The organism is Achromobacter sp. Marseille-Q4954 (assembly GCF_943737025.1).
GTDB classification, from domain to species: domain Bacteria; phylum Pseudomonadota; class Gammaproteobacteria; order Burkholderiales; family Burkholderiaceae_B; genus Achromobacter; species Achromobacter bronchisepticus_A.
Map to the genome: position 1 here is coordinate 35,361 of NZ_CALSFQ010000001.1, position 20,206 is coordinate 55,566.

The 20,206-nt window shown below is 62.1% G+C and carries 21 protein-coding genes and 1 tRNA gene; 5 read left to right on the plus strand and 17 right to left on the minus strand.

The features are described from left to right. Positions 1-375 precede the first annotated feature (375 nt). The 10 genes from NGK62_RS00160 to NGK62_RS00205 all read right to left on the minus strand — a co-directional run bounded on the left by NGK62_RS00160 (position 376) and on the right by NGK62_RS00205 (position 9,464). Positions 376-1,224: a MaoC/PaaZ C-terminal domain-containing protein gene (locus NGK62_RS00160; RefSeq protein ID WP_251877008.1), complete on the minus strand. Its 849-nt coding sequence runs from the start codon at positions 1,222-1,224 to the stop codon at positions 376-378. Positions 1,225-1,275: 51 nt separating this feature from the next. Continuing rightward, positions 1,276-2,196, minus strand: coding sequence for an SDR family oxidoreductase (locus NGK62_RS00165; protein ID WP_251877010.1), 921 nt, complete (start codon positions 2,194-2,196; stop codon positions 1,276-1,278). A 62-nt stretch (positions 2,197-2,258) separates the two neighbouring features. After that, entirely contained in the window at positions 2,259-3,284 is a 1,026-nt protein-coding gene (locus NGK62_RS00170) for a Bug family tripartite tricarboxylate transporter substrate binding protein (protein WP_118933157.1), read from the minus strand. 41 nt (positions 3,285-3,325) lie between these two features. Beyond that, entirely contained in the window at positions 3,326-3,538 is a 213-nt protein-coding gene (locus NGK62_RS00175) for an acyl-CoA carboxylase biotin carboxyl carrier protein subunit (RefSeq protein ID WP_059378983.1), read from the minus strand. Next, complete coding sequence (locus NGK62_RS00180) at positions 3,535-4,902, minus strand: acetyl-CoA carboxylase biotin carboxylase subunit (protein ID WP_251877012.1); 1,368 nt, start codon at positions 4,900-4,902, stop codon at positions 3,535-3,537. The genes NGK62_RS00175 and NGK62_RS00180 overlap by 4 nt, the downstream gene beginning before the upstream one ends. Before the next feature lie 10 nt (positions 4,903-4,912). After that, the gene (locus NGK62_RS00185) at positions 4,913-6,457 is read right to left on the minus strand and encodes an acyl-CoA carboxylase subunit beta (protein WP_059378980.1); all 1,545 of its coding nucleotides are present in this window, start codon (positions 6,455-6,457) and stop codon (positions 4,913-4,915) included. A gap of 32 nt (positions 6,458-6,489) precedes the next feature. Next, positions 6,490-7,158, minus strand: coding sequence for a 3-oxoacid CoA-transferase subunit B (locus NGK62_RS00190; protein WP_251877014.1), 669 nt, complete (start codon positions 7,156-7,158; stop codon positions 6,490-6,492). Then, positions 7,145-7,834, minus strand: a complete 690-nt coding sequence (locus NGK62_RS00195; RefSeq protein ID WP_251877016.1) for a 3-oxoacid CoA-transferase subunit A — start codon at positions 7,832-7,834, stop codon at positions 7,145-7,147. The genes NGK62_RS00190 and NGK62_RS00195 overlap by 14 nt, the downstream gene beginning before the upstream one ends. 59 nt (positions 7,835-7,893) lie before the next feature. Next, positions 7,894-9,066, minus strand: coding sequence for a thiolase family protein (locus NGK62_RS00200; RefSeq protein ID WP_251877018.1), 1,173 nt, complete (start codon positions 9,064-9,066; stop codon positions 7,894-7,896). Continuing rightward, positions 9,063-9,464, minus strand: a complete 402-nt coding sequence (locus tag NGK62_RS00205) for a Zn-ribbon domain-containing OB-fold protein (protein WP_251877020.1) — start codon at positions 9,462-9,464, stop codon at positions 9,063-9,065. Before NGK62_RS00205 ends, NGK62_RS00200 begins: the two co-directional genes overlap by 4 nt. A 155-nt stretch (positions 9,465-9,619) precedes the next feature. Here NGK62_RS00205 and NGK62_RS00210 point away from each other — a divergent pair, with 155 nt between their 5' ends. Further along, positions 9,620-10,552 carry a LysR family transcriptional regulator gene (locus tag NGK62_RS00210; protein WP_059378974.1) on the plus strand — a complete coding sequence of 311 codons (933 nt, stop codon included), beginning with the start codon at positions 9,620-9,622 and terminating at the stop codon, positions 10,550-10,552. A 14-nt stretch (positions 10,553-10,566) separates the two neighbouring features. Here NGK62_RS00210 and NGK62_RS00215 read toward each other — a convergent pair whose 3' ends face one another. Next, the gene (locus tag NGK62_RS00215) at positions 10,567-11,160 is read right to left on the minus strand and encodes a BPSL1445 family SYLF domain-containing lipoprotein (protein ID WP_059379036.1); all 594 of its coding nucleotides are present in this window, start codon (positions 11,158-11,160) and stop codon (positions 10,567-10,569) included. Between the two features lie 326 nt (positions 11,161-11,486). On the opposite strand from NGK62_RS00215, the gene NGK62_RS00220 reads away from it, so the two are divergent. After that, on the plus strand, positions 11,487-11,645 hold the full coding sequence (locus tag NGK62_RS00220) for a DUF6726 family protein (protein WP_054458630.1): 159 nt from the start codon (positions 11,487-11,489) through the stop codon (positions 11,643-11,645). 54 nt (positions 11,646-11,699) lie between these two features. Here the strand turns inward: NGK62_RS00220 and NGK62_RS00225 are convergent, their stop codons facing one another. Further along, positions 11,700-11,942, minus strand: coding sequence for a hypothetical protein (locus NGK62_RS00225; protein WP_251877022.1), 243 nt, complete (start codon positions 11,940-11,942; stop codon positions 11,700-11,702). 736 nt (positions 11,943-12,678) lie between these two features. Then, the gene (locus NGK62_RS00230) at positions 12,679-13,110 is read right to left on the minus strand and encodes a terminase small subunit (protein ID WP_251877024.1); all 432 of its coding nucleotides are present in this window, start codon (positions 13,108-13,110) and stop codon (positions 12,679-12,681) included. 76 nt (positions 13,111-13,186) lie between these two features. Between NGK62_RS00230 and NGK62_RS00235 the strand changes: the two genes are divergently transcribed. Both NGK62_RS00235 and NGK62_RS00240 read left to right on the plus strand, forming a co-directional pair. After that, positions 13,187-14,701 (plus strand): KAP family P-loop NTPase fold protein, encoded by a 1,515-nt coding sequence (locus tag NGK62_RS00235; protein ID WP_251877026.1) that lies wholly within the window; start codon positions 13,187-13,189, stop codon positions 14,699-14,701. A 330-nt stretch (positions 14,702-15,031) separates the two neighbouring features. Beyond that, positions 15,032-15,808 (plus strand): hypothetical protein, encoded by a 777-nt coding sequence (locus NGK62_RS00240; RefSeq protein ID WP_251877028.1) that lies wholly within the window; start codon positions 15,032-15,034, stop codon positions 15,806-15,808. 20 nt (positions 15,809-15,828) lie between these two features. Here the strand turns inward: NGK62_RS00240 and NGK62_RS00245 are convergent, their stop codons facing one another. Then, positions 15,829-16,131, minus strand: a complete 303-nt coding sequence (locus NGK62_RS00245; protein WP_251877029.1) for a hypothetical protein — start codon at positions 16,129-16,131, stop codon at positions 15,829-15,831. Beyond that, positions 16,128-16,307, minus strand: a complete 180-nt coding sequence (locus NGK62_RS00250) for a hypothetical protein (protein WP_251877031.1) — start codon at positions 16,305-16,307, stop codon at positions 16,128-16,130. Before NGK62_RS00250 ends, NGK62_RS00245 begins: the two co-directional genes overlap by 4 nt. On the opposite strand from NGK62_RS00250, the gene NGK62_RS00255 reads away from it, so the two are divergent. Beyond that, positions 16,297-17,262 carry a tyrosine-type recombinase/integrase gene (locus NGK62_RS00255; protein ID WP_251877033.1) on the plus strand — a complete coding sequence of 322 codons (966 nt, stop codon included), beginning with the start codon at positions 16,297-16,299 and terminating at the stop codon, positions 17,260-17,262. The two genes, NGK62_RS00250 and NGK62_RS00255, sit on opposite strands and share 11 nt — an antisense overlap. Before the next feature lie 16 nt (positions 17,263-17,278). On the opposite strand, the gene NGK62_RS00260 is transcribed toward NGK62_RS00255, so the two are convergent. Then, positions 17,279-17,357: transfer RNA gene (locus NGK62_RS00260), tRNA-Ile, on the minus strand. Between the two features lie 9 nt (positions 17,358-17,366). Continuing rightward, positions 17,367-19,631, minus strand: a complete 2,265-nt coding sequence (gene rpoD, locus NGK62_RS00265; RefSeq protein ID WP_059378969.1) for an RNA polymerase sigma factor RpoD — start codon at positions 19,629-19,631, stop codon at positions 17,367-17,369. Positions 19,632-20,206: the final 575 nt, after the last annotated feature.

The window sequence follows — 20,206 nt, forward strand, 5'->3', positions numbered from 1 at the left end:
ATCCGTTCTCCGGCACTGTGAAGACAGGCTTCAGTGTCGGCGTCCGCCCCCGGCGTCGCTATTCGCGGATGCCGAGGCGGATAAAGTGATCACGGGTTCGTTGACAGTTCACGGACAGCAGCGGCCGGCGCAGGCTGGCCGCCGCGCAAAACGACATGAATCTTGTAACCCTTTAATATTCAAGGGTTTTCCCTATTGCCCGACCTATGGCTCAGCAGTAGATTTGAGTTGCCGGGCTGTCTGACACCCATCGCGTGCGAAGCCGGGCAGGAGCGCCTCAGACTCACCTTGAGCTGGGGCGCTCTTCCATTTTGCGGCGCGCAAATGCTCGTCCCTCAGGGCAACAGTTCCGACGCGCCCCGCCTCTACAAGGCGCTAGGCGACCCGCAACACCCCATTGTCGATAACGATTGCGTCGCGCTCGACGACCTTCGCCCGGAAGGAGCCGTCCTCCCAGACGTCTATGCTCAGCGTCTCGCCGGGGTACATCGGCCCGGAAAACCGCAGCGACACGGAACGCACCGCCCCATTGCCCGCAGGCTGCAGCTGCTTGGCGACGGTGTGAGACACCAGGCCAAACGTGCACAGGCCGTGCAGTATGGGGCGGGGAAAGCCGGCTGCCTGGGCGACCTGCGGATCGCAGTGCAGCGGGTTGTAGTCGCCGTTGAGGCGATACACCAACGCCTGCTCGGGCCGGGTGCGCGCCTGCACGGTCCAGTCCGGCGGCCCGTCGGGCATGGCGTGCGCTGGGCGCGCCAGCCTGCCGGCATTCGCCATGCCGCCATCGCCCCTGAGCACGTGGGTGGCGGAAGTCCGCGCGATGAGCAGTCCCGTACCGGTATCCGTCAAGGTTTTCTCGGAATACAGCAACAGGCCCTTCTCGCCCTTGTCGACAACCTCCACCACGCGGGTCTTGCCTGTCAGTTCGCCGGCGGCGGGTATGGGATGGAACAGTTCCATTCCCTGCTCGCCGTGCAGCAAGCGCACCGTATCGGCCCCGATATCGGGCGCATCCAGCCAGAAGCCCGGATAGCCAAGCACCACGGCCATGTAGGGCAGCACGAGCGGATCGTGCCGCCTGCCCACATAGGCCAGGTCGGACTCATTCACGGGATCCTGCCCCAGGCCCACCGATAGCGCGTACAGCATGACATCCCGCTCGGTGTAGCGCTGCCTGATTTCCGGCAGTTCATAGTTCAACAGTTGTTCATGGCTCAAGCGCATGACGTTCCTCTCCTTGGTCCCGAAAACACATCCATGACCATGGCGTCCGGGTCAGATCGGATCCCAGCTCATCACGTCGGGCGAGCGCTCCAGCGGATAGAAGTGCTTCTGCATCGCCGGAATGGCGACCTCGGCAATGCGCTGCGGCGTCCAGCCTTCGCTGAAGTGCACGGAACGCATGGGACGTGGTTGGCTCATCAACATGATCTCGTTGGCGCGCACCGCGAATATCTGACCGCTGACCTCTCGCGCGGCATCGCTGAGCAAGTACACGGCCATCGGCGCAATCTTGCCGGCCTCCATCTTCTTGAGTTTTTCCACGCGGTCCCGCTGCTGCGGCGTATCGGTGGGGATGGAACTGGTCATGCGGCTCCAGGCTGACGGGGCGATGCAGTTGGAGCGCACGCCATAGCGGCCCATGTCCAGCGCAATCATCTTGGACAAGGCCACGATGCCCAGCTTGGCCGCTCCGTAGTTGGCCTGGCCGTAGTTGCCGATCAGCCCCGACGTCGAGGTCATGTGCACCATCGCGCCGCTCTCCTGTTCGCGGAAGTACGTGGCCGCCGCCCTGCTGACGAAGAATGTGCCATCCAGATGCACCGCAATGACGGCCCGCCATTCTTCCTCGCTCATCTTGTGAAAGGAGCGGTCGCGCAGGTTGCCCGCGTTGTTGACCACGCCATCGATGCGTCCGAAGTGATCCATGGCGCACTGGATGATGGCGTTGGCGGACGCGTGCGTCGCGACCGAATCGAAGTTGGCGACGGCCGTCCCGCCCGCGCCGCGGATCTCGGCAACGACTGCGTCCGCGGGCGCCACTGCGGCCGACAGGTCATCGCCATTGAGCGCAACCCCGATATCGTTGACCACGACCTTGGCGCCCTCGGCCGCCAGTTGCAAAGCGATCTCGCGGCCGATGCCGCCTCCGGCTCCGGTCACCACCGCCACCTTGCCTTCCATCATGCGTTCCATGCCCATGTCTCCTCAAAACGGGCCCGCCGGCTGTCTGCGGCAGGCCCAATGCTGTCGATTGCCTACTCGGTCGTTACGTTGGCGCGGCGCACCACCTCGGCCCACTTCCTGCCCTCGCTGCCGATAAAGGCGGCGAACTCCGCGGGCGTATCGGGATTGGGCACCGCTCCCTGGTCGCGGATCTGCTTCTGCATGTCGGGTGTCTGGATGATGGCGACCACCTGCTTGTTGATCTCCGACACGACGTCGTCCGGCGTCTTCGCGGGCGCCCACAGGCCGAACCACGACACGACCTCGTAGCCGGGCACGCCCGCCTCCGCCACAGTGGGCACATCGGGTAGCTGGTCACTGCGCTGAGCCGAGGTCACTGCCAGCACCTTCAGCCGGCCCGCCTTGATGTGCGGTAGCGCCGAAGGCAGGTTGTCGAAAATCATGGAGATCTGGCCGCCCAGCAGATCCGTCACTGCCGGCGTGCTGCCCTTGTAGGGCACGTGCACCATGTCGACGCCGGTCATCATCTTGAACGTCTCGCCTGACATGTGCAGCGTGCTTCCGTGTCCGGAAGAGCCAAAGGTGAGCTTGCCCGGGTGGGCGCGGCCGTAGGCGATCAGCTCCTTCACGGTGTCGTACGGCGCGTTCTTGGGCACCACCAGGGCGTTCGGCACCATGGCGGTACGCGTGATCGGCGCGAAGTCCTTGATCGCATCGTAGGGCATGGATTTGTAGAGACTGGGGTTGATGGCGTGCGTGCCTATCGTGCCCATCACCAGCGTGTAGCCGTCCGGCGCCGCGCGCGCCACTTGCGCGGTGCCGATGTTGCCGCCCGCGCCGGGCTTGTTCTCGACCACCACGGAAACGCCCCAGCGTTCACTCAGGCGCTGGCCTATCACGCGCGCCAGGATATCGGTCGTGCCGCCCGCCGAGAACGGCACGTTTATCGTCACCGGCTTGTTGGGAAAGCCCTGCGCCGTCTGCGCGCCCGCCGCGCCAGCACCCAGCAGGGCCGCCAGTCCCAGCAATGCCAGGAACTTCAGGGGACGCTTGCGCGCAGAAGCTGCGGGCGCGTCTTTTTTGATTGTCTTGAACATAGTCTCCTCGCTCTTTTATCCAGGTTCAGAGGCGGTCCGCCTCAATCCAGCACAGCAAGATCCTGCCCTTCCTCCACTTCATCGCCAACCGCCACCAGAATCTTGGCGATACGGCCTGCTGCCTCGCTTTCCACGGGAATCTCCATCTTCATGGACTCGACCTTGAAGGCCTCGTCGCCCGTCTGAATCCGTGCGCCCTCTTCCACGCAACACGCGACCACGCGGCCCGCGACGTTGGAGACGATTTTTTTCATGCCAGCTCCTTTACCGACTCTGTTGAAATCACTGCCTGCAAGCCGTCGACGGTCATCGTGCCGGCCTGGAACCGCTCCGACGCGAGCACCTGAAGCATCATCGGAATGTTGGTCTTGATGCCCTCTACCCGCATGCTGCCCAGTGCACCGCTCAACTCCCGGATCGCGGCAGCGCGATCGCCTGCATGCGCGATGACTTTCGCCACCATGGGGTCGTAGTGGCTGGAAACCCGGTTGCCCTGCGCGTAGCCTGTTTCTATCCGTAGGCCTGGGCGGGAGGGCGGTAACTCGAACGTTTTCAGGACGCCGGGCGAAGGCAGGAAACGCACGGGATCCTCGGCATACACGCGCGCCTCGATGGCATGCCCCGCCACGGCCGGTTGCCTGCCGATCACCGACGACAGCTTTTCGCCCGCAGCCAGGCGGATCTGCGCCTGCACGATGTCCACGCCGGTGACCGCTTCCGAGATGGCGTGCTCGACCTGCAGGCGCGTGTTGACCTCGAGGAACGAAAAGCCGCTGCCCGGCGTGTACAGCATCTCCACCGTGCCTATGACGTCGTAGCCGATTTCTCCCAGGATGGCCGCCAGCCGCTCGGCCATGGCGGCGACCGTCTGGCGGTCGATGGCCGGCGCCGGCGCCTCCTCGATCACCTTCTGGTATCTGCGCTGGGTGGAGCAGTCCCGTTCGAACAGGGACAGGACATTGCCAAACCTGTCCGCCAGGAACTGGAATTCGATATGCCGCGGCGATGGCACGAATCGCTCCATGTACAGGGCGGGATTGGCGAACGCCTTTTCCGCCATGCCGCTGGTCCGTTCCCAGCTGTCGGACAGCGACTGAGGATCGTGGACGGGGATCATGCCTATGCCCCCGCCGCCGCCCGCAGGCTTGATCAGCACCGGATACCCGAGCGCGCCGGCGGCCTGGCGTACCGCGACCATGTCATCGCGAGGCAGGATGCCGGTGCTGCCGCCTGCCTGCAAGCCGTGCCGTTGCATCAACTCGCGCGCACTCGCCTTGTTGCCCAGCACATCGATCCACCTGGACGAAGGTCCGATGAAGCAATGCCCCGCCGCTTCCACCCGGCGCGCGAACTGCGCGTTCTCGGACAGGAATCCGTAGCCGGGATGCAGCGCGTCGGCGCCACAACCCGCCATGACCTCGAGCAGCAGGTCCTGGTTGAGATAACTGGCCCGCGCAGGCGCAGGCCCGATGCAGTAGCTTTCATCGGCTTGGCGCACGTATGGCAGGTCAGCATCGGCCTCGGAGTACACCGCCACGGATTGCAGGCCCAGCGCCTTCACGGCGCGCAGAATGCGCGCGGCGGCGGCGCCCCGGTTGGCAATCAGGATCTTCTTCATCTGTATCCCCTCAGGGCCGGTATCCGGTGGCCACCATGCCGGGCTGGCGCAGCGGCGCGGCCAGATTGGCGAACTCGACCAGGCGCGCGCGCGTGCAGGCCGGATCGATGATGTCCTCGATGACGAAGGCTTCCGCGCTGCGGAACGGGGACGTCAGGGCCCGCACTCTTTCCTCGATCTCCGCGCGCTTGGCTTCTGGGTCGGCGGCCGCCTCGATCTCGGACCGGTACGCCACCTCCAGGCCGCCCTCGATCGGCAGCGAACCCCATTGCGCCGATGGCCACGCATAGCGGAAGTTGAAGCGGCTGGAATTCTGATGGCCGCCCGCAGCCACGCCGAAAGCGCGCCGCATGATCAGCGAGAACCAAGGCACCGTCGACTGCGAGACCGCCGTCAGCGCCCTCACGCCGGCGCGCATCACGCCGTCCTTCTCGGCTTCCAGGCCGATCTGGAAACCCGCGATGTCCACCAGGTTCACCACCGGCAGGTGAAAGGTCTCGGCCAGGTCGAGCAGGCGGGTGAACTTCTCGGCGGTATGCCGGTCCCAGCCGCCTCCATAGTGATAAGGATTGCTGGCGGCGAACAGCACCGGCCAGCCATCCACCCGAGCCAGCCCGCCCACGATGGCCTTGCCCCAATGCCGGCCAATTTCGAACACGCTGCCGGGATCGAACAAGGTTTCCAGTATGGGCCGGATCTTGTAAACCTTGCGCGTGTCCTTCGGAATGGCCGTGCGCAGCCATTCCTGCTCCGCCGCCGCGGCCGGAACCTCGCCCCTGGGCGCAAGATCGTGCACGGAGGCAGGCATGTACGACAGGAAGCGCCGCGCGGCCGCGAAAGCCTCGTCCTCGGAACCCACCTCGTCGTCGACCACGCCATTACGGGTGTGGATGGCGCTTCCGCCGAGTTCGTTCTTGCCCAGATGCTGGCCGATCTTGGCCACCACCGGGGGACCCGCGATGAACAGCTGCGACGTGTCCTTCACCATGACGGAATAGTGGCTGCCCGCCACGCGCGCAGCCCCTTGGCCCGCCACCGACCCAAGAGCCAGCGACACCACCGGGACCTGAGCCAGGTTGCGCGCCACATAGGCCCAGATCTTCATTTTCGGCAGCAGCGCATGCCCCATCTTCTCGATGTTCTTGACCGACCCGCCGCCGCCCGTGCCGTCGATCAAGCGCACCAGCGGAATGCGCAGGTCGAACGCCATCTGCTCGGCGAATATCATCTTGTCGCCCACGGCGCCGTCGTTCGCGCCGCCGCGCACGGTGAAGTCGTCGCCAACGACCACGACGTTTTTGCGGTCCAGCGCCGCGCGCCCCATGATCACGTTCGAGGGCATCACATGGACCAGGCGGCCCTGCGCGTCATACTCGCCGCTGCCGGCCAATCCGCCGACCTCGACGAACGAGCCGCCGTCGACCAGCCGTTCGATCCGTTGGCGGATGTCCAGCTTGCCCGCGTCATGCTGACGCTTCACCTTGTCCACGCCCCCCATGCTCAGGGAAAACTCCTTGCGGCGTGCCAGCTCGTCCAACTCCTGCGTCCAGCTCATTACTTCCTCCCATGACGGCGCCAGCCTGAGGCTCAGGGCGCCAGTTCGATCCACGCCTCGTCTAGCGTCAAGTCCACCGCGGTCCGCGCCTGCAACGCCGCAAAATCCAGGCCCCGCACCATCGCCCGCACCCGTAGGCCACCTGGCGTGATGTCCAGAATTGCCAGATCGCTGTAGATGCGATCGACCACGGCCTTGCCGGTAAGGGGGTAGGTGCATACGGGCACGATCTTCGGCCGGCCGTCGCGGTCCATGTGCTGCATCATCACGAAGATGCGCTTGGCGCCCGCCACCAGGTCCATGGCCCCGCCGACCGCCGGAATCGAGTCTTCGCGCCCCGTATCCCAGTTGGCCAGGTCGCCGTCGGCCGATACCTGGAAGGCGCCCAGCACGGTGAGATCGATATGGCCGCCGCGCATCATCGAAAAGGACACTACGTGATCGGTGATCGACGCCCCGATATCCAGCGCGACGGGCTCCTTGCTGGCATTGAGCAGATCCCTGTCGATCTCGGCGCCTGGCGGCAGGCCTTTCATGCCCAGGATGCCGTTTTCGCTGTGCAGCACTACGCCGCGCTCGGGCTTCAAGTGATCCGCCACCGACGTCGGCATGCCTATGCCCAGGTTGACGTACGAGGCGGGCGGAATATCGTCGGCGACGATCTGCGCCATGCGCGCGCGGGACAGCCTATTGATGCTCATTGGGACACTCGACGATGCGTTGAACGAAGATTCCAGGCGTCATGACCTGCTCCGGCGCCAGCTCTCCCAGCGGCACCACCTGGTCGACCTGGGCCACCGTGAGCCTTGCGGCCATGCACATCACAGGTCCGAAATTGCGGCTGGCGTAGCGGTAGGTCAGATTGCCCGCGCAGTCGCCGTACTGGGCCTTCACGAAAGCCACATCGCCCGGCAGCGGCTCTTCCAGCACATAGCCCCGGCCATTGATGGAGCGCGTTTCCTTGCCTTGCGCCAGCCGCGTTCCATAGGCGGTGGGCGTGAAGAAAGGTCCCATGCCCGCGCCGGCGGCGCGCAGGCGTTCGGCCAAGGTGCCTTGCGGCACCACCTCCAGTTCGATCCTGCCCGCCGCATACCATTCGCCGAACGCGGCGGCATTGGGCTTCTCGGGATTCGAGGAACGGGCGAAGGAGCAGATCACCCTGCGCACCCGGCCCGCGCGGATCAACTGGCTCAAACCCTGCTCGCCATTACCCGCGTTGTTGTTGACGATGGTCAGTTCGCGCGCGCCGGTCTCCAGCAGCGCCTGCAGCAGTTCCGTCGGCACGCCGGATGCGCCGAATCCGCCAATCAATAGCGTGGCGCCATCCGCCACGCCGGCCACGGCCTCCTCCAGGGAAGGCACGATCTTGTTCAACATTGCTCACCCCATGACGGCAGACGCGCTCACGGCGCCTCCACCGCAGACTTATCGGACGGTCAGAGCGCAGGCAGCGCGCTCAGGATCGCGGTGGACTGACTGGACAAGGTGCCGCCATTGCCATGCACCAGGGCCAGGTTCGGATCCTTCAACTGGCGCTCGCCGCACTCGCCGCGCAACTGCCTGACGGCCTCCACCATGAGAAACACGCCGTACATGCCCGGATGCACGCAGGACAGGCCGCCGCCGTTGGTATTGACCGCCAGCCGCCCGCCGGGCGCGATCCCACCGTCGTCCACGAACGCGCCGCCCTCTCCCTTCTGGCAGAAGCCCAGGTCTTCCAGGAACAGGATGGTGTTGATGGTGAAGGCGTCGTACAGCATGGCCAGGTCCATATCCTTCGCGGACACGCCGGCCATCTCGTAGCAGCGCTTGCCCGATTCAAACGCCGCCGTCACCGTCAGGTCATGCATGGACGAAACCTGCCGGTTCCACACCGCGGTCGCATTGCCCATCACGTATACCGGCTTCCTGGCGCAATCGCGGGCCCGGTCCGAGCGGGTCAGCACGAAGGCGCCGGCGCCATCGCTGACCATGCAGCAGTCGCGCACCGTAAAGGGCGCGCAGACCGGACGGGCCGCCTCCACGTCCGCCAGCGATAGCGGCTCGCGCATGCTGGCTTCGGGGTTCAACTGCGCCCATTTCCGCGCGGCCACCGCGACCTCCGACAGCTGCTTGCGCGTGGTGCCGTACTGGTGCATGTGGCGGCTCGCGGCCAACGCATAGGCCGCCACCGGCAGGGGCGGGTCATAGGGCGTTTCGTAAGGCTGAGGGTCGAGGGATTTCCGCGCGCGGGTCAGATCGGCGCGGTTGAACTTGGCGGTGCGCTGGGTGCTGCCGTAGCAGACGAGGACCGCGTTGCACTGCCCGGACGCCAGCGCGTGCATGGCGGGCAGCAGATGCGCCACGTAGCTGGAGCCGCCTATCATGGTGCTGTCCAGGAAGGTCGGCCGTATGCCGAGATACTCGACCACAGACATCGCCCACATGGGCGACAGGGAACTGCAGGTCGTGATGCCGTCTATGTCCTTGAGGCTCAGGCCGGCGTCCGCAATCGCAGCCATGGCGGCCTGCGCCAGCACTTCCTGCTCGGTATGACCGCGGGCCTGGCCCAGCCCGGCCTGCCCGACGCCGACCACGGCGGTCTTGCCTCTCAAATCGCGCAGCGTCATGCATCTGCTCCCGTAGGCACGAAGACCACTTGCGCCGCCTCGCCGTCCCCGACGATTCTGGCGCTGACGCGCATGCCGATCCGCACATGCCCGGGCGCGATCTCCGCGACACGGCTCATCATCCGCACGCCTTCCTGCAGATCAACGAGGCAGACGTTGTAGTCGCCGCCCTGCTCCGTGTTGCGATACACGGTGGTGCTGGCGTACACCACGCCCTCCCCCGTGGGACTGAACCAATCCAATGCCGCACCGCCGCAATGGGGACATACGCAGCGGGGATAGAACACCGCCTGACTGCAATCGGCGCAGCGTTGGATCTGAAACCGGCCAGCCGCCAGGCCCTCCAGATAAATCTGCTCGGGTCCGCCCGCCGCCTGCGCACTGCTCTGGATCTCCACCCTTGCCTCCTGTCGTGTCGTCTTTTTCAACCTGCCAACATTGCGGCTCAGTGTAGGGACAGGAACGCGGCAGATAAACGGACCCTAGGGCAAATCACTTTTAACTTTGCGCGCGAGAATGGCTAAGATGGCGTGCACCCATCAGCCCGACAGCCATGTACATCCTGATAGACCATCTCAAGCATGTTCTGAATTTCGTACGCGTCGCGGACAGCGGCAGCTTCACGGCCGCGGCGCACCGGCTCGACATTTCAACCGCAGCGGTAAGCAAGAGCGTTTCGCTGCTTGAAGCCAAGTTGGGCGTGAAGCTGCTCAACCGCACCACGCGAAACCTGTCGCTGACCGACGATGGCGAGTTGCTGCTGCAGCGCTGCCGCCACATCCTGCTGGAAGTGGAAGCCGCCGAGGCCGAAGTGACGGGAGCCAGCGTGAGCCCGCGCGGCAAGCTGCGCGTGCATGCGCCGGTCGGCTTGGGCAGAAAGGTCATCATGCCCGCGCTGCTGTCGCTGACCGCGCGCTATCCGGAGCTATCGATCAACGCCGATTTCAGCGACCGCATGCCCAATCTGGCCGAAGAAGGATTGGACGCCACCATACGCATCGGCGTTACGGCCGATTCGCGCGTGATCGCCAAGACCTTGTCCCGGCTGCGCTACGTCACCTGCGCCAGCCCCGCCTATCTGGCCACGCATGGCGCACCGGCCACGCCCGACGAGCTGGAACGGCACAATTGCCTGGCCTACGTCCAATGGCAGACCGGCCGATATCACGAATGGGATTTCCAGAAAGGTGATGAGCGCTACACGATCACGCCCGGCGGCAATCTGAACGTGAACCATCCGGAAGCCATCCTGGACGCCGTGGTGGCAGGCGCCGGCATTGCCCGCATGGCCAGCTTCATCGCGGAGTCCGCCGTGCTGGACGGACGCCTGAAACTGGTGCTGACCGATTGGATGGCGCCCGGCGCGCCGGTCCAGCTGGTCTATCTGCCGAACCGGCACCTGTCGCCGCGCATCCGCGCTTTTGTAGATGCGATGGTGGAAGCCCTGCCGCCCCAATTACCTTGGGAGCAAGCCATGGGCTTATGAGGCGCGCGCGCCTCTTACAACAGCAGCGGTGAAATCTTGCTGCCGTCCACCGACACTCCGGCCATGAGGCCGCCATTGTTCAAGACGAAACCGACGATGGGTTGCTGCGCGGTGTAGGTATCGATGCTGCCGTTGACGCCCACATTGGCCACGGCGACGGTAGCATCCGCCCCCACCGTCCAGCCGCTGCTGGCCCGGAACTTGGCCAGGGCGCCCTCCGTCATGAACAGCACCACCATCGCCTTGGACTGCGCGCCGGCCTGCAAGCCGATGGAGCCGCCCGTGATGCTGTAGTAGCCGGTATCCGACCCGCCTACGCGCAGCACGCCGGTTCCATGCTGGGCTCCCACAATAAAGCTCGCGCTCAGCACGCCCGGAAACACCAGCACGCCGCGCGCGCGTTCCACCAATTGCTTGGCCTGGGACGAGGACTGATAAAGCTTGGTCAGGGTCGCGTCGGCCGCGGTATCGAGTTCCTGCCGCTTTTCCGCGGCCGTGGCCGAGGATTGGGCGGTGGTCGTGGTGCAGCCGGTGAACACCAGGCTTGCCACGCCGAGCATCGCGGCGATCACGCCGGCCCGGCCTGCCTTGGGGAGAGTATCAAGCATGTAGCGCTCCTTATTGTTGTTGGACGCCCCTTCCAGGCACACCCGAAAGGAACGCCACCATCCTACCTGGGATTTCCGGCCCTGGCGCCCTGCAAGCGGGCTCTGCGTTACCTCCTGTTCCAATACGAGCAAGTGTCATTACACTTGGCCAGCATTTCCCCAATAATCGGCGGGGAGACACAGAGCAGAATGCCGCCTGCGCCAGGCATCGTGCACATTTTCTTCAGAAGCAAATCTGCGTCTGGACATGACCAACATCGACGCCGTGCGACACCGCCAGCCCGTACCCAGGCCGCGCCTTGATCAATTTTTTCCGAGCACGTCCGATGAAGTGGATTCTGGTCTCAATGCTATGCATGTTCGCTTCCGGCTGCGGTGTCGTCGCCGCCCCTTGCCGCATTGCATCTGCCGCCATCAAGATCGTGCCGGTCGTCGGCGACGTCGCTGCCGCGCCGACGGATGCTTGCGCGGAAGTCATCGACTGATGCACTGCCTGCCTTGTTCCCTTGCCTGCGGCAGACGCAGTTCCTTGATCCCACTTAGCTGCATGTGACAACGCTGACCATGCTCAATGCACTGGTCAGGTATTGGATTGCGGCAACTTTCTCCGGAGTCTGGTGAACGGACGAACTTTCCAGCTTCACCAAGGCATGCCTCATCAGCTCACTGGGAGACATCATTGAGATGTCAGGCGCCATTGGGCGAACGCCGCTCCACGCCAGGGCTTCCGCCTCGAAAGCCAGCGGGTCCAGGGCAGTACCAGGCAGGGCTTTGGATTTCATCGGAGTTCTCCATTGCAGTCGTGCACAAAGAGAGATCAGAGCAAAGGCCAATACGAAAGTTCCGGAGTAACGGCAGGCCGTGGCTCAGTTCCAAGCATACGGATCTGGGTGCAGCCCACGCGATCTGGTGAACAAACTGGTGGCCATAGAGAGGGACCGGAACCCGCGATGGTTTGGTCCTAATCGCCCACTGCCCAACAAATTCGTCCTGACGGCATGCGCGCTGTCTTCCTGTGCCAACGCGATAAGGGAACCGCAGAAGCCCGCCCAACCATTTGCGATGATGCGGGGCCTCGGCGAAGTACTCAAAGAAGTTGATGTATAGCGCGTCACGACCGCCCCACAGCCCGCCTCGAGCGGTCTTTTGTTGCCGCACGGTCTATGCAGTAGCACTTACGCAAAAGCAGGTGCGAGCATTATTGCAACTTATGCCGCAAAACCATTGCCAGTCCGTTCTCTACAGCAGCTTTCGCCGAAACATCCGATAGAGTTACGACGAACGCCCCTCCCGCCTTGGAGGTCAACGTGCTGAACACGTGCGGACCTTGATCGATGAAGACCGCAATGGCCGAAAACGGGAAGTCCTTGTCCAAGTTATGGCGCAGGCCTGTGAAAGGTGTACGAGACCCGGCGGTTGCGGGTCCGAATGAACTTCTCGCCAACATCGAAATAGGCATCGAGCCACGGCACAGAACGGATCGCCTGCTTGATCTCCTCCATCGAGGAGTCTTCTGGGCTATTCATGTACTCCCGGCCGCACAGGATCACGCCCGAGACTCCGGCCTGGGCGAACATGTAAGCCCGCACTGCCGTCACCTGCGCCTTCGAACAGCTCCGATAGATCAAAGCCCGAAAGATACTGGTGCCATACCCTGGGCCATTCGCTAACCGGCTTCAACTCCATCCGGTCGGTCATGATGTCCAGCACATCCATCTGGTCGATCTCAACCATTCGGGCAAGAACGTAGTCGGCGTCGATCTTCACCCGAGCGGACCTCTCATGCTGAGCGGCGGCAAGAGCAGCAGCAATCTCAACATTTCTCAACAGGCGTTCGCCTTGAGAAGAGGCAGTCTTCCGGCTGTACCCCGCCCTTATCGCCGCTTGCGTGGCGTTGAGGTCAACGAGGTACTCATCCACGAAGCGGCGCTGTTTGTCTGTCAGCGGCATATTTCGCCCATCAAATGTTACATTTAAAAACCACTGTCGGCCACACCCCTAAACTTCCAATGGAACAGCCTTACAAATGTCTCAGTACGCAATAACGCCCCAAGACGACAACGATCCGTGGCATGACGACGTTTTGGAACGTCGTAATCTTGCGGAAATGCTCGAGAAACACATGGTGACCCGCTTTGAGGCGAGCGGCGGTGCACCCTTGTCTATTGCTATAGATGGGCGGTGGGGGTCAGGCAAGACGTTCTTTGTTGAGCGATGGATGGCCCAGCTACGCGCCAACCGGCTCTGCGTCATCGAATTCGACGCATGGCAACATGATCAAGCGGGAGATCCCGCTTTGGCCTTTATGTCGGAGATCAGCCGACAAGTAAAAGATCAAACTACTCGAGTGATCGACACGGCGGCGACAGCCAGAGAGATAGAAAGCGCCCTCAGCGATACCATGGCCAGCATGAAGCGAGCCATCAAACCTGTGGGTAAAGCTCTCTTGAGCGCGACTGTCAAGAAACTCGTAGGTATGTCCGTTGATGAGATAGCAGAAGCGGCAACAGGCGGCGAAGCCGAGAATGAATATTCGGAAAAGATCGTTAGCAGCGCATTCGACCAGGCAGTAGCAAAATACCTTGATCAGATCATGGCAGACCACGAGCTAAGGCATGCCTCTGTCAAGAAATTTCGGGAAAATCTGGAGAGACTTGCGAGCTCGCTGGCAAAGGCGTCTGAGGGGCCAGTTTTCGTCGTCATTGACGAGCTCGACAGATGTAGGCCTAGCTTCGCCATACAGCTACTTGAAGGAGTGAAGCACCTCTTCAGCGTTCGTAATGTCTGCTTCGTGTTCTCCACAAACCTGTCTCAGCTTGCCGCGTCCATTCAGGCAGTTTACGGGCCGCACTTCAATGGGCGAGATTATCTTGGGAGATTCTTTGATCAGGAACTGCGACTGCCACTGCCCTCCGGTGATCAATTTGCAAGACTATTGTTCCAGCAAAGCAATAGCGCTTCCAAGTCTCGACGGCTCTATGGCAGTTTTTACTTCCCCGCCTACCACAAAGAATCTCGTGGCGTCGAAGTGTGGGCGGGGATTTGCCAAGCCTTAGGCGTGACGTTGCGTCAGCAACAACAGGCTTACACCACCTTCCTTTTTAGCTGCGACTTCTATCCGTCGAACGCCCCAATACCTGCTCTGTGGCTAGCCTTTCTATCGCTTCTACATCGGTCCTATCCTCTAGTGTTCGAGACTCTGCTCCACGCCCAAGGACCTGAATGGGATTATCGCAAGTTCGCCGACACCTTGAAACAAACCGCCTGGACGGAACAGTCCCTCCAACATTCTTCCGCTCGGTTAAACGACCAATCTGGAAAGCTATCGCTTAGCGAGCTTCTATTTTGGTACTTCAGCACTTCCAAGGTCGCCGTGCCTGCAGTCTATGACCATATTCGGACAGCGCGAACTGAAATCCGTAGCGACCTTCAGGATGTTATTGTGTCGGGCCGCGACGCTCAGTGCACTCTGCACTTGCCATTCGACGTTGTTTCAACTGCCGGCTTGTTTTCGCAGGAAAATAACGACCACGACCAGTAGGTCATGCAAACTCCCCTCCTTCGCCCGCCCGGGAGAGCCTCGCGTATTTGACAATCGGCTCTCGCAACACTCGAGAACCTAAACTAAGCGGAAGTTGGAGTGTGATACCTGGCAACGAGGCTGCGCGGGGCGTCAAACGCTCCAATTGCCCCCCTCGCTGGAAACAAAAAAGCCGCCCGGACGCGGCTATTTTCGACGGAATCTTTCTAGAAGCAGCGCTGCGTGTCTGTCACCACCCGAAAACCTGAGCCCATCAGTGACTAACGATCGAGGACTACCCATGTAACTGCGTGTTATAAGTCTCGTCTTCCAATTGATCCGTCACGCTATATGTCGAGCCTCGAAAATACAGCCGCCCGTTTGCTCGCCCTTCTCCGCGCCATGGCTAAACACCCGCAGAAGATAGCTCACGCGAACAGCTCCCACGAAGACTGGAGCCAGTTCCTGCAATCTTATACAGGCGTAGAAGGCTGGGACTCCTTGAAGGTGACCCAATACATCCTGACAGCTAATGATCAAGTATCTCAACTTGAAAAGCAGCTCAGTCGGAGAAGCGTCCCAAAGTCTGCGTATCGTCACGCCATCAACCAAGCCCGCGCAGTTCTCTCTGCCGCGACCTTCAGCAATCCATGGAGTTCCCTGAAGCCAAAGATTGATGAACTAACCACTGTTAGTCTGGAATGGGCGGTAGTTGTTCTTGATAAAGTCGAAAGCCAGTTGTCCGAAGATCAACTTACTGAAATGTACGGACTCATCGTTGAACTGGAGCAGCTGCTCAACGAGGACGATGTGCCCCCTGCACTGAAAGTAGCTATCGAAAGACATTTGAGCGGTGCTAGGGATGCGCTTGATACGTACACTATCGGAGGCGCAGAAAAACTGAAAGAATCCATCGAAAAATCGATTGGTGCAATTCACTCAGACAAAGAAGTACTCGCCGCGGCGGCCCAGAGCGATGATGAAGTTCAAACCACCATCCTGGATAGGTTCGGCCGTTGGTTTAACAAATCAGTATCCGCAGTAAATGCGGCGACAAACGGCATGACTTCCCTAGTCAAGCTTGGCAACAGCGCCGCAGACTTTACGAAGATGCTGGGCATGGGCTAAGAACCGCAACGCTCATTTCCTCAGGACGCAAGAGCCCGGACGTATTGTCCCGCTTCTTGTCCCGCTTTTGTGGGGCTCACGTCCCGGAAGCGGGACACGGAGTACTCAGCGGATGCGCCTGATACTTCCGCCGGGTGGGTGATCGACACCGCGCCGGTTGCAATCAGCGCATCCCGCACTCGCTTCACCACCTTACGGGCGGCTTCACGCTCTGCTGCGGCAAGCAACCTACCGCGCGTGGCATGCCGCACCAACTCCCCTGCCCTGAACGACCGCGCCGGGTAAGCTTCCATCAAGTCCAGCACTTCGTGCGCGTACTTCACGCCAGCCTCCTTTCTACCTGGCTGCGGAAGAGCCCTAAGTACAGTTTGTATTCGGTGTCGGTTAGGGCCACGCCCGTGGTATTGGCGATCCATTCGCGCGCAGCCTTGACCCGTGCCCTGGCGTCCAAGTGGCCGAACATGGCGTTCTTCTGTGGGTACTCGGCGATGATCACCATGCGCTCATGCCAAGGTACCCAAACGTTCTCAGCGATAGAGGTTGATGTTGACCTCAGTGAGCTTGATGAAGATGCACTGGTGGGAGAGCAGGAATCTCGTGGCTATGGGGTTCACGAGTTTGACCCGCCAACCCCGGACATGGATTTGATGCGCCAGATTCACCAGCACCTGGCGATGAACCAGGAACAGCAGGCGCTCGGAGTTCTGCGCCCCTACAAGCACCGCGCCACGGTGGCGATCAAGCCTGCGACGAAGAATCGATATCTGGCCACTATTCGGCGCATCCTGTCCCTGTGCGTTGAATGGAACTGGATCGCCAAGCTGCCGAAAATCACGCAGTTCGAAGAGCCTGACGTGCGCGTGCGCTGGGAGCCGCGGCCGGTCATCACCACGCTGATCCAGGCGATCGCCATGGACTGGCTCAAGGAGGTGGCCCTGTTCGCCGTGGCCACCGGCATGCGTGCAGACGAGATCCTCTCTCTGACCTGGTCGCAGGTCGACACGGCGCGGAGCCATGCCTGGGTCACCCACGGGCGCGCGAAATCCAAACGGGCGCGTGCGGTGCCACTCAACGCGGACGCCTTGGCAGTCCTGGAGCGCCGGCGCGGGATTCACGATTCCCTGATCTTCACGCGCGCGGCACGCGCTGGCCGAGAGGTCGCCAAGATCAGCCAGGTAGACGCCCGCATGTTCGAGCGGACATGCTGCGCCATCGGCATCGAGGACTTCCATTTTCACGACCTGCGCCACACCTGGGCATCGTGGCACGTCCAGGCCGGCACACCGCTGATGGTCCTGAAGGAACTGGGCGGTTGGGAGCGAATCGAGATGGTCCAGAAGTACGCCCACCTGGCGCCGACACACCTTGCCGCACACGCCGAAACGGTCACGTTTTGGTCACAGCAGACGCCGGAAAAGAAACAGCCGCCATTGCTGGCGGCTGTAGGTGCCTGAATTAACAGGACTTTCTTGGTAGGCCCCCCGAGAGTCGAACTCGGCACCAACGGATTATGAGTCCGCTGCTCTAACCAGGCATGAGCTAGAGGCCCAGAAAACGATTACTGCCCTTCCAGGAAGCTCTTCAGCTTATCGGCCCGGCTGGGGTGACGCAGCTTGCGCAGCGCTTTCGCCTCTATTTGGCGGATGCGCTCGCGCGTGACGTCGAACTGCTTGCCCACTTCTTCCAGGGTCTGGTCGGTGCTCATTTCGATGCCGAAACGCATGCGCAGGACCTTGGCTTCACGCGGGGTGAGAGAGTCTAGCACTTCCTTGACCACATCGCGCATGGAACCGTGCAAAGCCGCGTCGGAAGGCGCCAGCGTGGACGTGTCTTCGATGAAATCGCCCAGGTGCGAGTCGTCGTCGTCACCGATAGGCGTTTCCATGGAGATCGGTTCCTTGGCGATCTTCAGGATCTTGCGGATCTTGTCCTCGGGCATGTCCATCTTCTGCGCCAGGGTCGCGGGATCCGGCTCGGCGCCGGTTTCCTGCAGGATCTGGCGGCTGATCCGGTTCATCTTGTTGATCGTTTCGATCATGTGAACCGGAATACGGATGGTGCGCGCCTGGTCGGCGATGGAACGCGTGATGGCCTGACGGATCCACCAGGTCGCGTAGGTCGAGAACTTGTAGCCGCGACGGTACTCGAACTTGTCCACGGCCTTCATCAGGCCGATGTTGCCTTCCTGGATCAGGTCCAGGAACTGCAGGCCGCGGTTCGTGTACTTCTTGGCGATCGAGATCACCAGGCGCAGGTTGGCCTCGGTCATTTCGCGCTTGGCCTTGCGAGCCTTGGCTTCGCCGGTGGCCATGCGCTTGTTGACGTCCTTCAGGTCCTTCAGCGGCAGCACGACGCGCGTTTGCAGGTCGATGAGCTTCTGCTGCAGTTCCTGCACGGCGGGAATCTGACGCTCCAGCGTTTCGGCGTACGGATGGCCAGCGGCCACTTCGTCGACAACCCACTGCATGTTGGTTTCGTTGCCCGGGAACACCTTGATGAAGTGCGTGCGCGGCATGCCGGCACGGTCCACACACGTGTGCAGGACGGCGCGTTCGAGCTGGCGCACTTCCTCGACCTGCTGACGCAGGGTGTCCGCCAGCTTCTCGACCATCTTGGCCGTGAAGCGGATGCCCATCAGTTCGTTCTGGATGGATTCCTGGGCGCGCACGTAGACGTCCGACTTGTAGCCGTCCTTCTCGTACGAGTGGCGCATCTTTTCGAACTGCTTGCCGACTTCGTCGAACTTGGCCAGGGCCTTCACGCGCAGGTCTTCCAGCTGCTTGCTGGACATGCCGCCGGCGGGGCCGTCATCGCCTTCGTCTTCCTCGGCGGAAACGCCGGCGCCGGCGTACTCTTCGCCGTCTTCCGGATCGACCAGGCCGTCGACCACTTCGTCGATCTGGGCTTGACCTTCGCGCACGCGCAGGATGTGGGCCAGGATCTCGTTGATCGTGGTCGGGCAGGCCGAGATGGCCATGACCATGTGCTTCAGGCCGTCTTCGATGCGCTTGGCGATTTCGATTTCGCCTTCGCGCGTCAGCAGTTCCACCGAGCCCATTTCACGCATGTACATGCGCACCGGGTCCGTGGTGCGGCCGAAATCCGAATCCACGGTCGTCAGCGCGGCTTCGGCTTCGTCTTCGACGTCGTCGTCGTTGGACGCGACCGGCGCGTTTTCGCTCATCAACAGCGTTTCGGCATCGGGCGCCTGGTCGTAGACCGCGATGCCCATGTCGCTGAACGTGCTGATGATGCCGTCGATCGCTTCCGCATCGACCAGGTCGTCGGGCAGATGATCGTTGATTTCGCCGTAGGTCAGGTAGCCGCGGTCCTTGCCCAGCTTGATCAGCTGCTTCAGGCGGTTGCGGCGCGCTTCGTATTCTTCGGGCGTGACGGGACCGCGGGCGATCAGGTCCTTGGGATCGGCCTTGCCGCGCTTGCCGCCGCGCTTGGGCGGCTTCAGATCGGGCAGAACTTCGCCGTCGCCGTCCATGGTGTCGTCAAAGCCGTCGGAGTCGTTGTTCGCGTTCTTGGCGGGACGTCCCGGGCGGCGGCCGCTGGGCGCGGGGCGCGCGCTGCCCACCAGGTCGGCGAGCTTGTCTTCGGCCTTCTTGGCGCGAGCCTTGGTCACCTTCTCGGGCTTGTCAGCCGCGGCAGCCTTGGTCGCCTTTTTGGCGGCCGTCTTGGCTGCGGGCTTGGCGACCTTCACCGCCGTCTTGGCGGGCGCCTTTTCCGCTGCCATGCTTACGACGCGCTTGGCCGTGGTGGCCTTGGTTTCGGCCGCATCAATTGCAGAGGAGGATTTGCCGGTGGATTTGGTCATAGTCGCTTCCGTGGTCGTCGCAACCCGTTCGGGCATGTTGCACCGCATGAAGCCGCTTTGGACGGCAGCCCAACACGGCGCTTATACGGGTAAATCAGGTAAATCAGCGGAGATCACGCGGCTGCGTTGTTCGCAGCGCCAACTCTTGCGAGCCCGCTTGGCGCCGTTCCGGTGCGATACCGTACTTGCGCCTTGCGTGCATGACCTCATCCTGCGGAGGCTCCCGGGCGTCGGGGGGGCTGCCTGCCTATAAATAGGCTTTGCTTGCTTATCGGGCCTTTGCCCCAAGCAGCTGAGTAGACACAGCACCCAAACCACTAACGCCATGCGGAGATAACCGCCGCCGGACTGCTTGATTCACCGCTTAGCTATATTAATTAACTATGTAACAAATTTGACGCGCGCATCCGCTTTTATTTCTGCCGTTGCGCATCCAACGTTCCATTATCTGGAGCATCCGCCGCGTCCGGATCGCCGGTACCGCGTCAAACCCTATACATCCATTAGATTCCGGCTGCCGGAATAGATTCCGCCCGCCGAATGCATTTCTTGTTGCCTGCGCACCGTGGCACGAG

Excerpts from the sequence above, each read along its gene's own strand:
- NGK62_RS00160 (WP_251877008.1), bottom strand. The coding sequence starts at position 1,224 with ATGCGCTTGAGCCATGAACAACTGTTGAACTATGAACTGCCGGAAATC.
- NGK62_RS00165 (WP_251877010.1), bottom strand. The coding sequence starts at position 2,196 with ATGGAACGCATGATGGAAGGCAAGGTGGCGGTGGTGACCGGAGCCGGA.
- NGK62_RS00170 (WP_118933157.1), bottom strand. The coding sequence starts at position 3,284 with ATGTTCAAGACAATCAAAAAAGACGCGCCCGCAGCTTCTGCGCGCAAG.
- NGK62_RS00175 (WP_059378983.1), bottom strand. The coding sequence starts at position 3,538 with ATGAAAAAAATCGTCTCCAACGTCGCGGGCCGCGTGGTCGCGTGTTGC.
- NGK62_RS00180 (WP_251877012.1), bottom strand. The coding sequence starts at position 4,902 with ATGAAGAAGATCCTGATTGCCAACCGGGGCGCCGCCGCCGCGCGCATT.
- NGK62_RS00185 (WP_059378980.1), bottom strand. The coding sequence starts at position 6,457 with ATGAGCTGGACGCAGGAGTTGGACGAGCTGGCACGCCGCAAGGAGTTT.
- NGK62_RS00190 (WP_251877014.1), bottom strand. The coding sequence starts at position 7,158 with ATGAGCATCAATAGGCTGTCCCGCGCGCGCATGGCGCAGATCGTCGCC.
- NGK62_RS00195 (WP_251877016.1), bottom strand. The coding sequence starts at position 7,834 with ATGTTGAACAAGATCGTGCCTTCCCTGGAGGAGGCCGTGGCCGGCGTG.
- NGK62_RS00200 (WP_251877018.1), bottom strand. The coding sequence starts at position 9,066 with ATGACGCTGCGCGATTTGAGAGGCAAGACCGCCGTGGTCGGCGTCGGG.
- NGK62_RS00210 (WP_059378974.1), top strand. The coding sequence starts at position 9,620 with ATGTACATCCTGATAGACCATCTCAAGCATGTTCTGAATTTCGTACGC.
- NGK62_RS00215 (WP_059379036.1), bottom strand. The coding sequence starts at position 11,160 with ATGCTTGATACTCTCCCCAAGGCAGGCCGGGCCGGCGTGATCGCCGCG.
- NGK62_RS00220 (WP_054458630.1), top strand. The coding sequence starts at position 11,487 with ATGAAGTGGATTCTGGTCTCAATGCTATGCATGTTCGCTTCCGGCTGC.
- NGK62_RS00225 (WP_251877022.1), bottom strand. The coding sequence starts at position 11,942 with ATGAAATCCAAAGCCCTGCCTGGTACTGCCCTGGACCCGCTGGCTTTC.
- NGK62_RS00230 (WP_251877024.1), bottom strand. The coding sequence starts at position 13,110 with ATGCCGCTGACAGACAAACAGCGCCGCTTCGTGGATGAGTACCTCGTT.
- NGK62_RS00235 (WP_251877026.1), top strand. The coding sequence starts at position 13,187 with ATGTCTCAGTACGCAATAACGCCCCAAGACGACAACGATCCGTGGCAT.
- NGK62_RS00240 (WP_251877028.1), top strand. The coding sequence starts at position 15,032 with ATGTCGAGCCTCGAAAATACAGCCGCCCGTTTGCTCGCCCTTCTCCGC.
- NGK62_RS00255 (WP_251877033.1), top strand. The coding sequence starts at position 16,297 with ATGATCACCATGCGCTCATGCCAAGGTACCCAAACGTTCTCAGCGATA.
- NGK62_RS00250 (WP_251877031.1), bottom strand. The coding sequence starts at position 16,307 with ATGGTGATCATCGCCGAGTACCCACAGAAGAACGCCATGTTCGGCCAC.
- rpoD (WP_059378969.1), bottom strand. The coding sequence starts at position 19,631 with ATGACCAAATCCACCGGCAAATCCTCCTCTGCAATTGATGCGGCCGAA.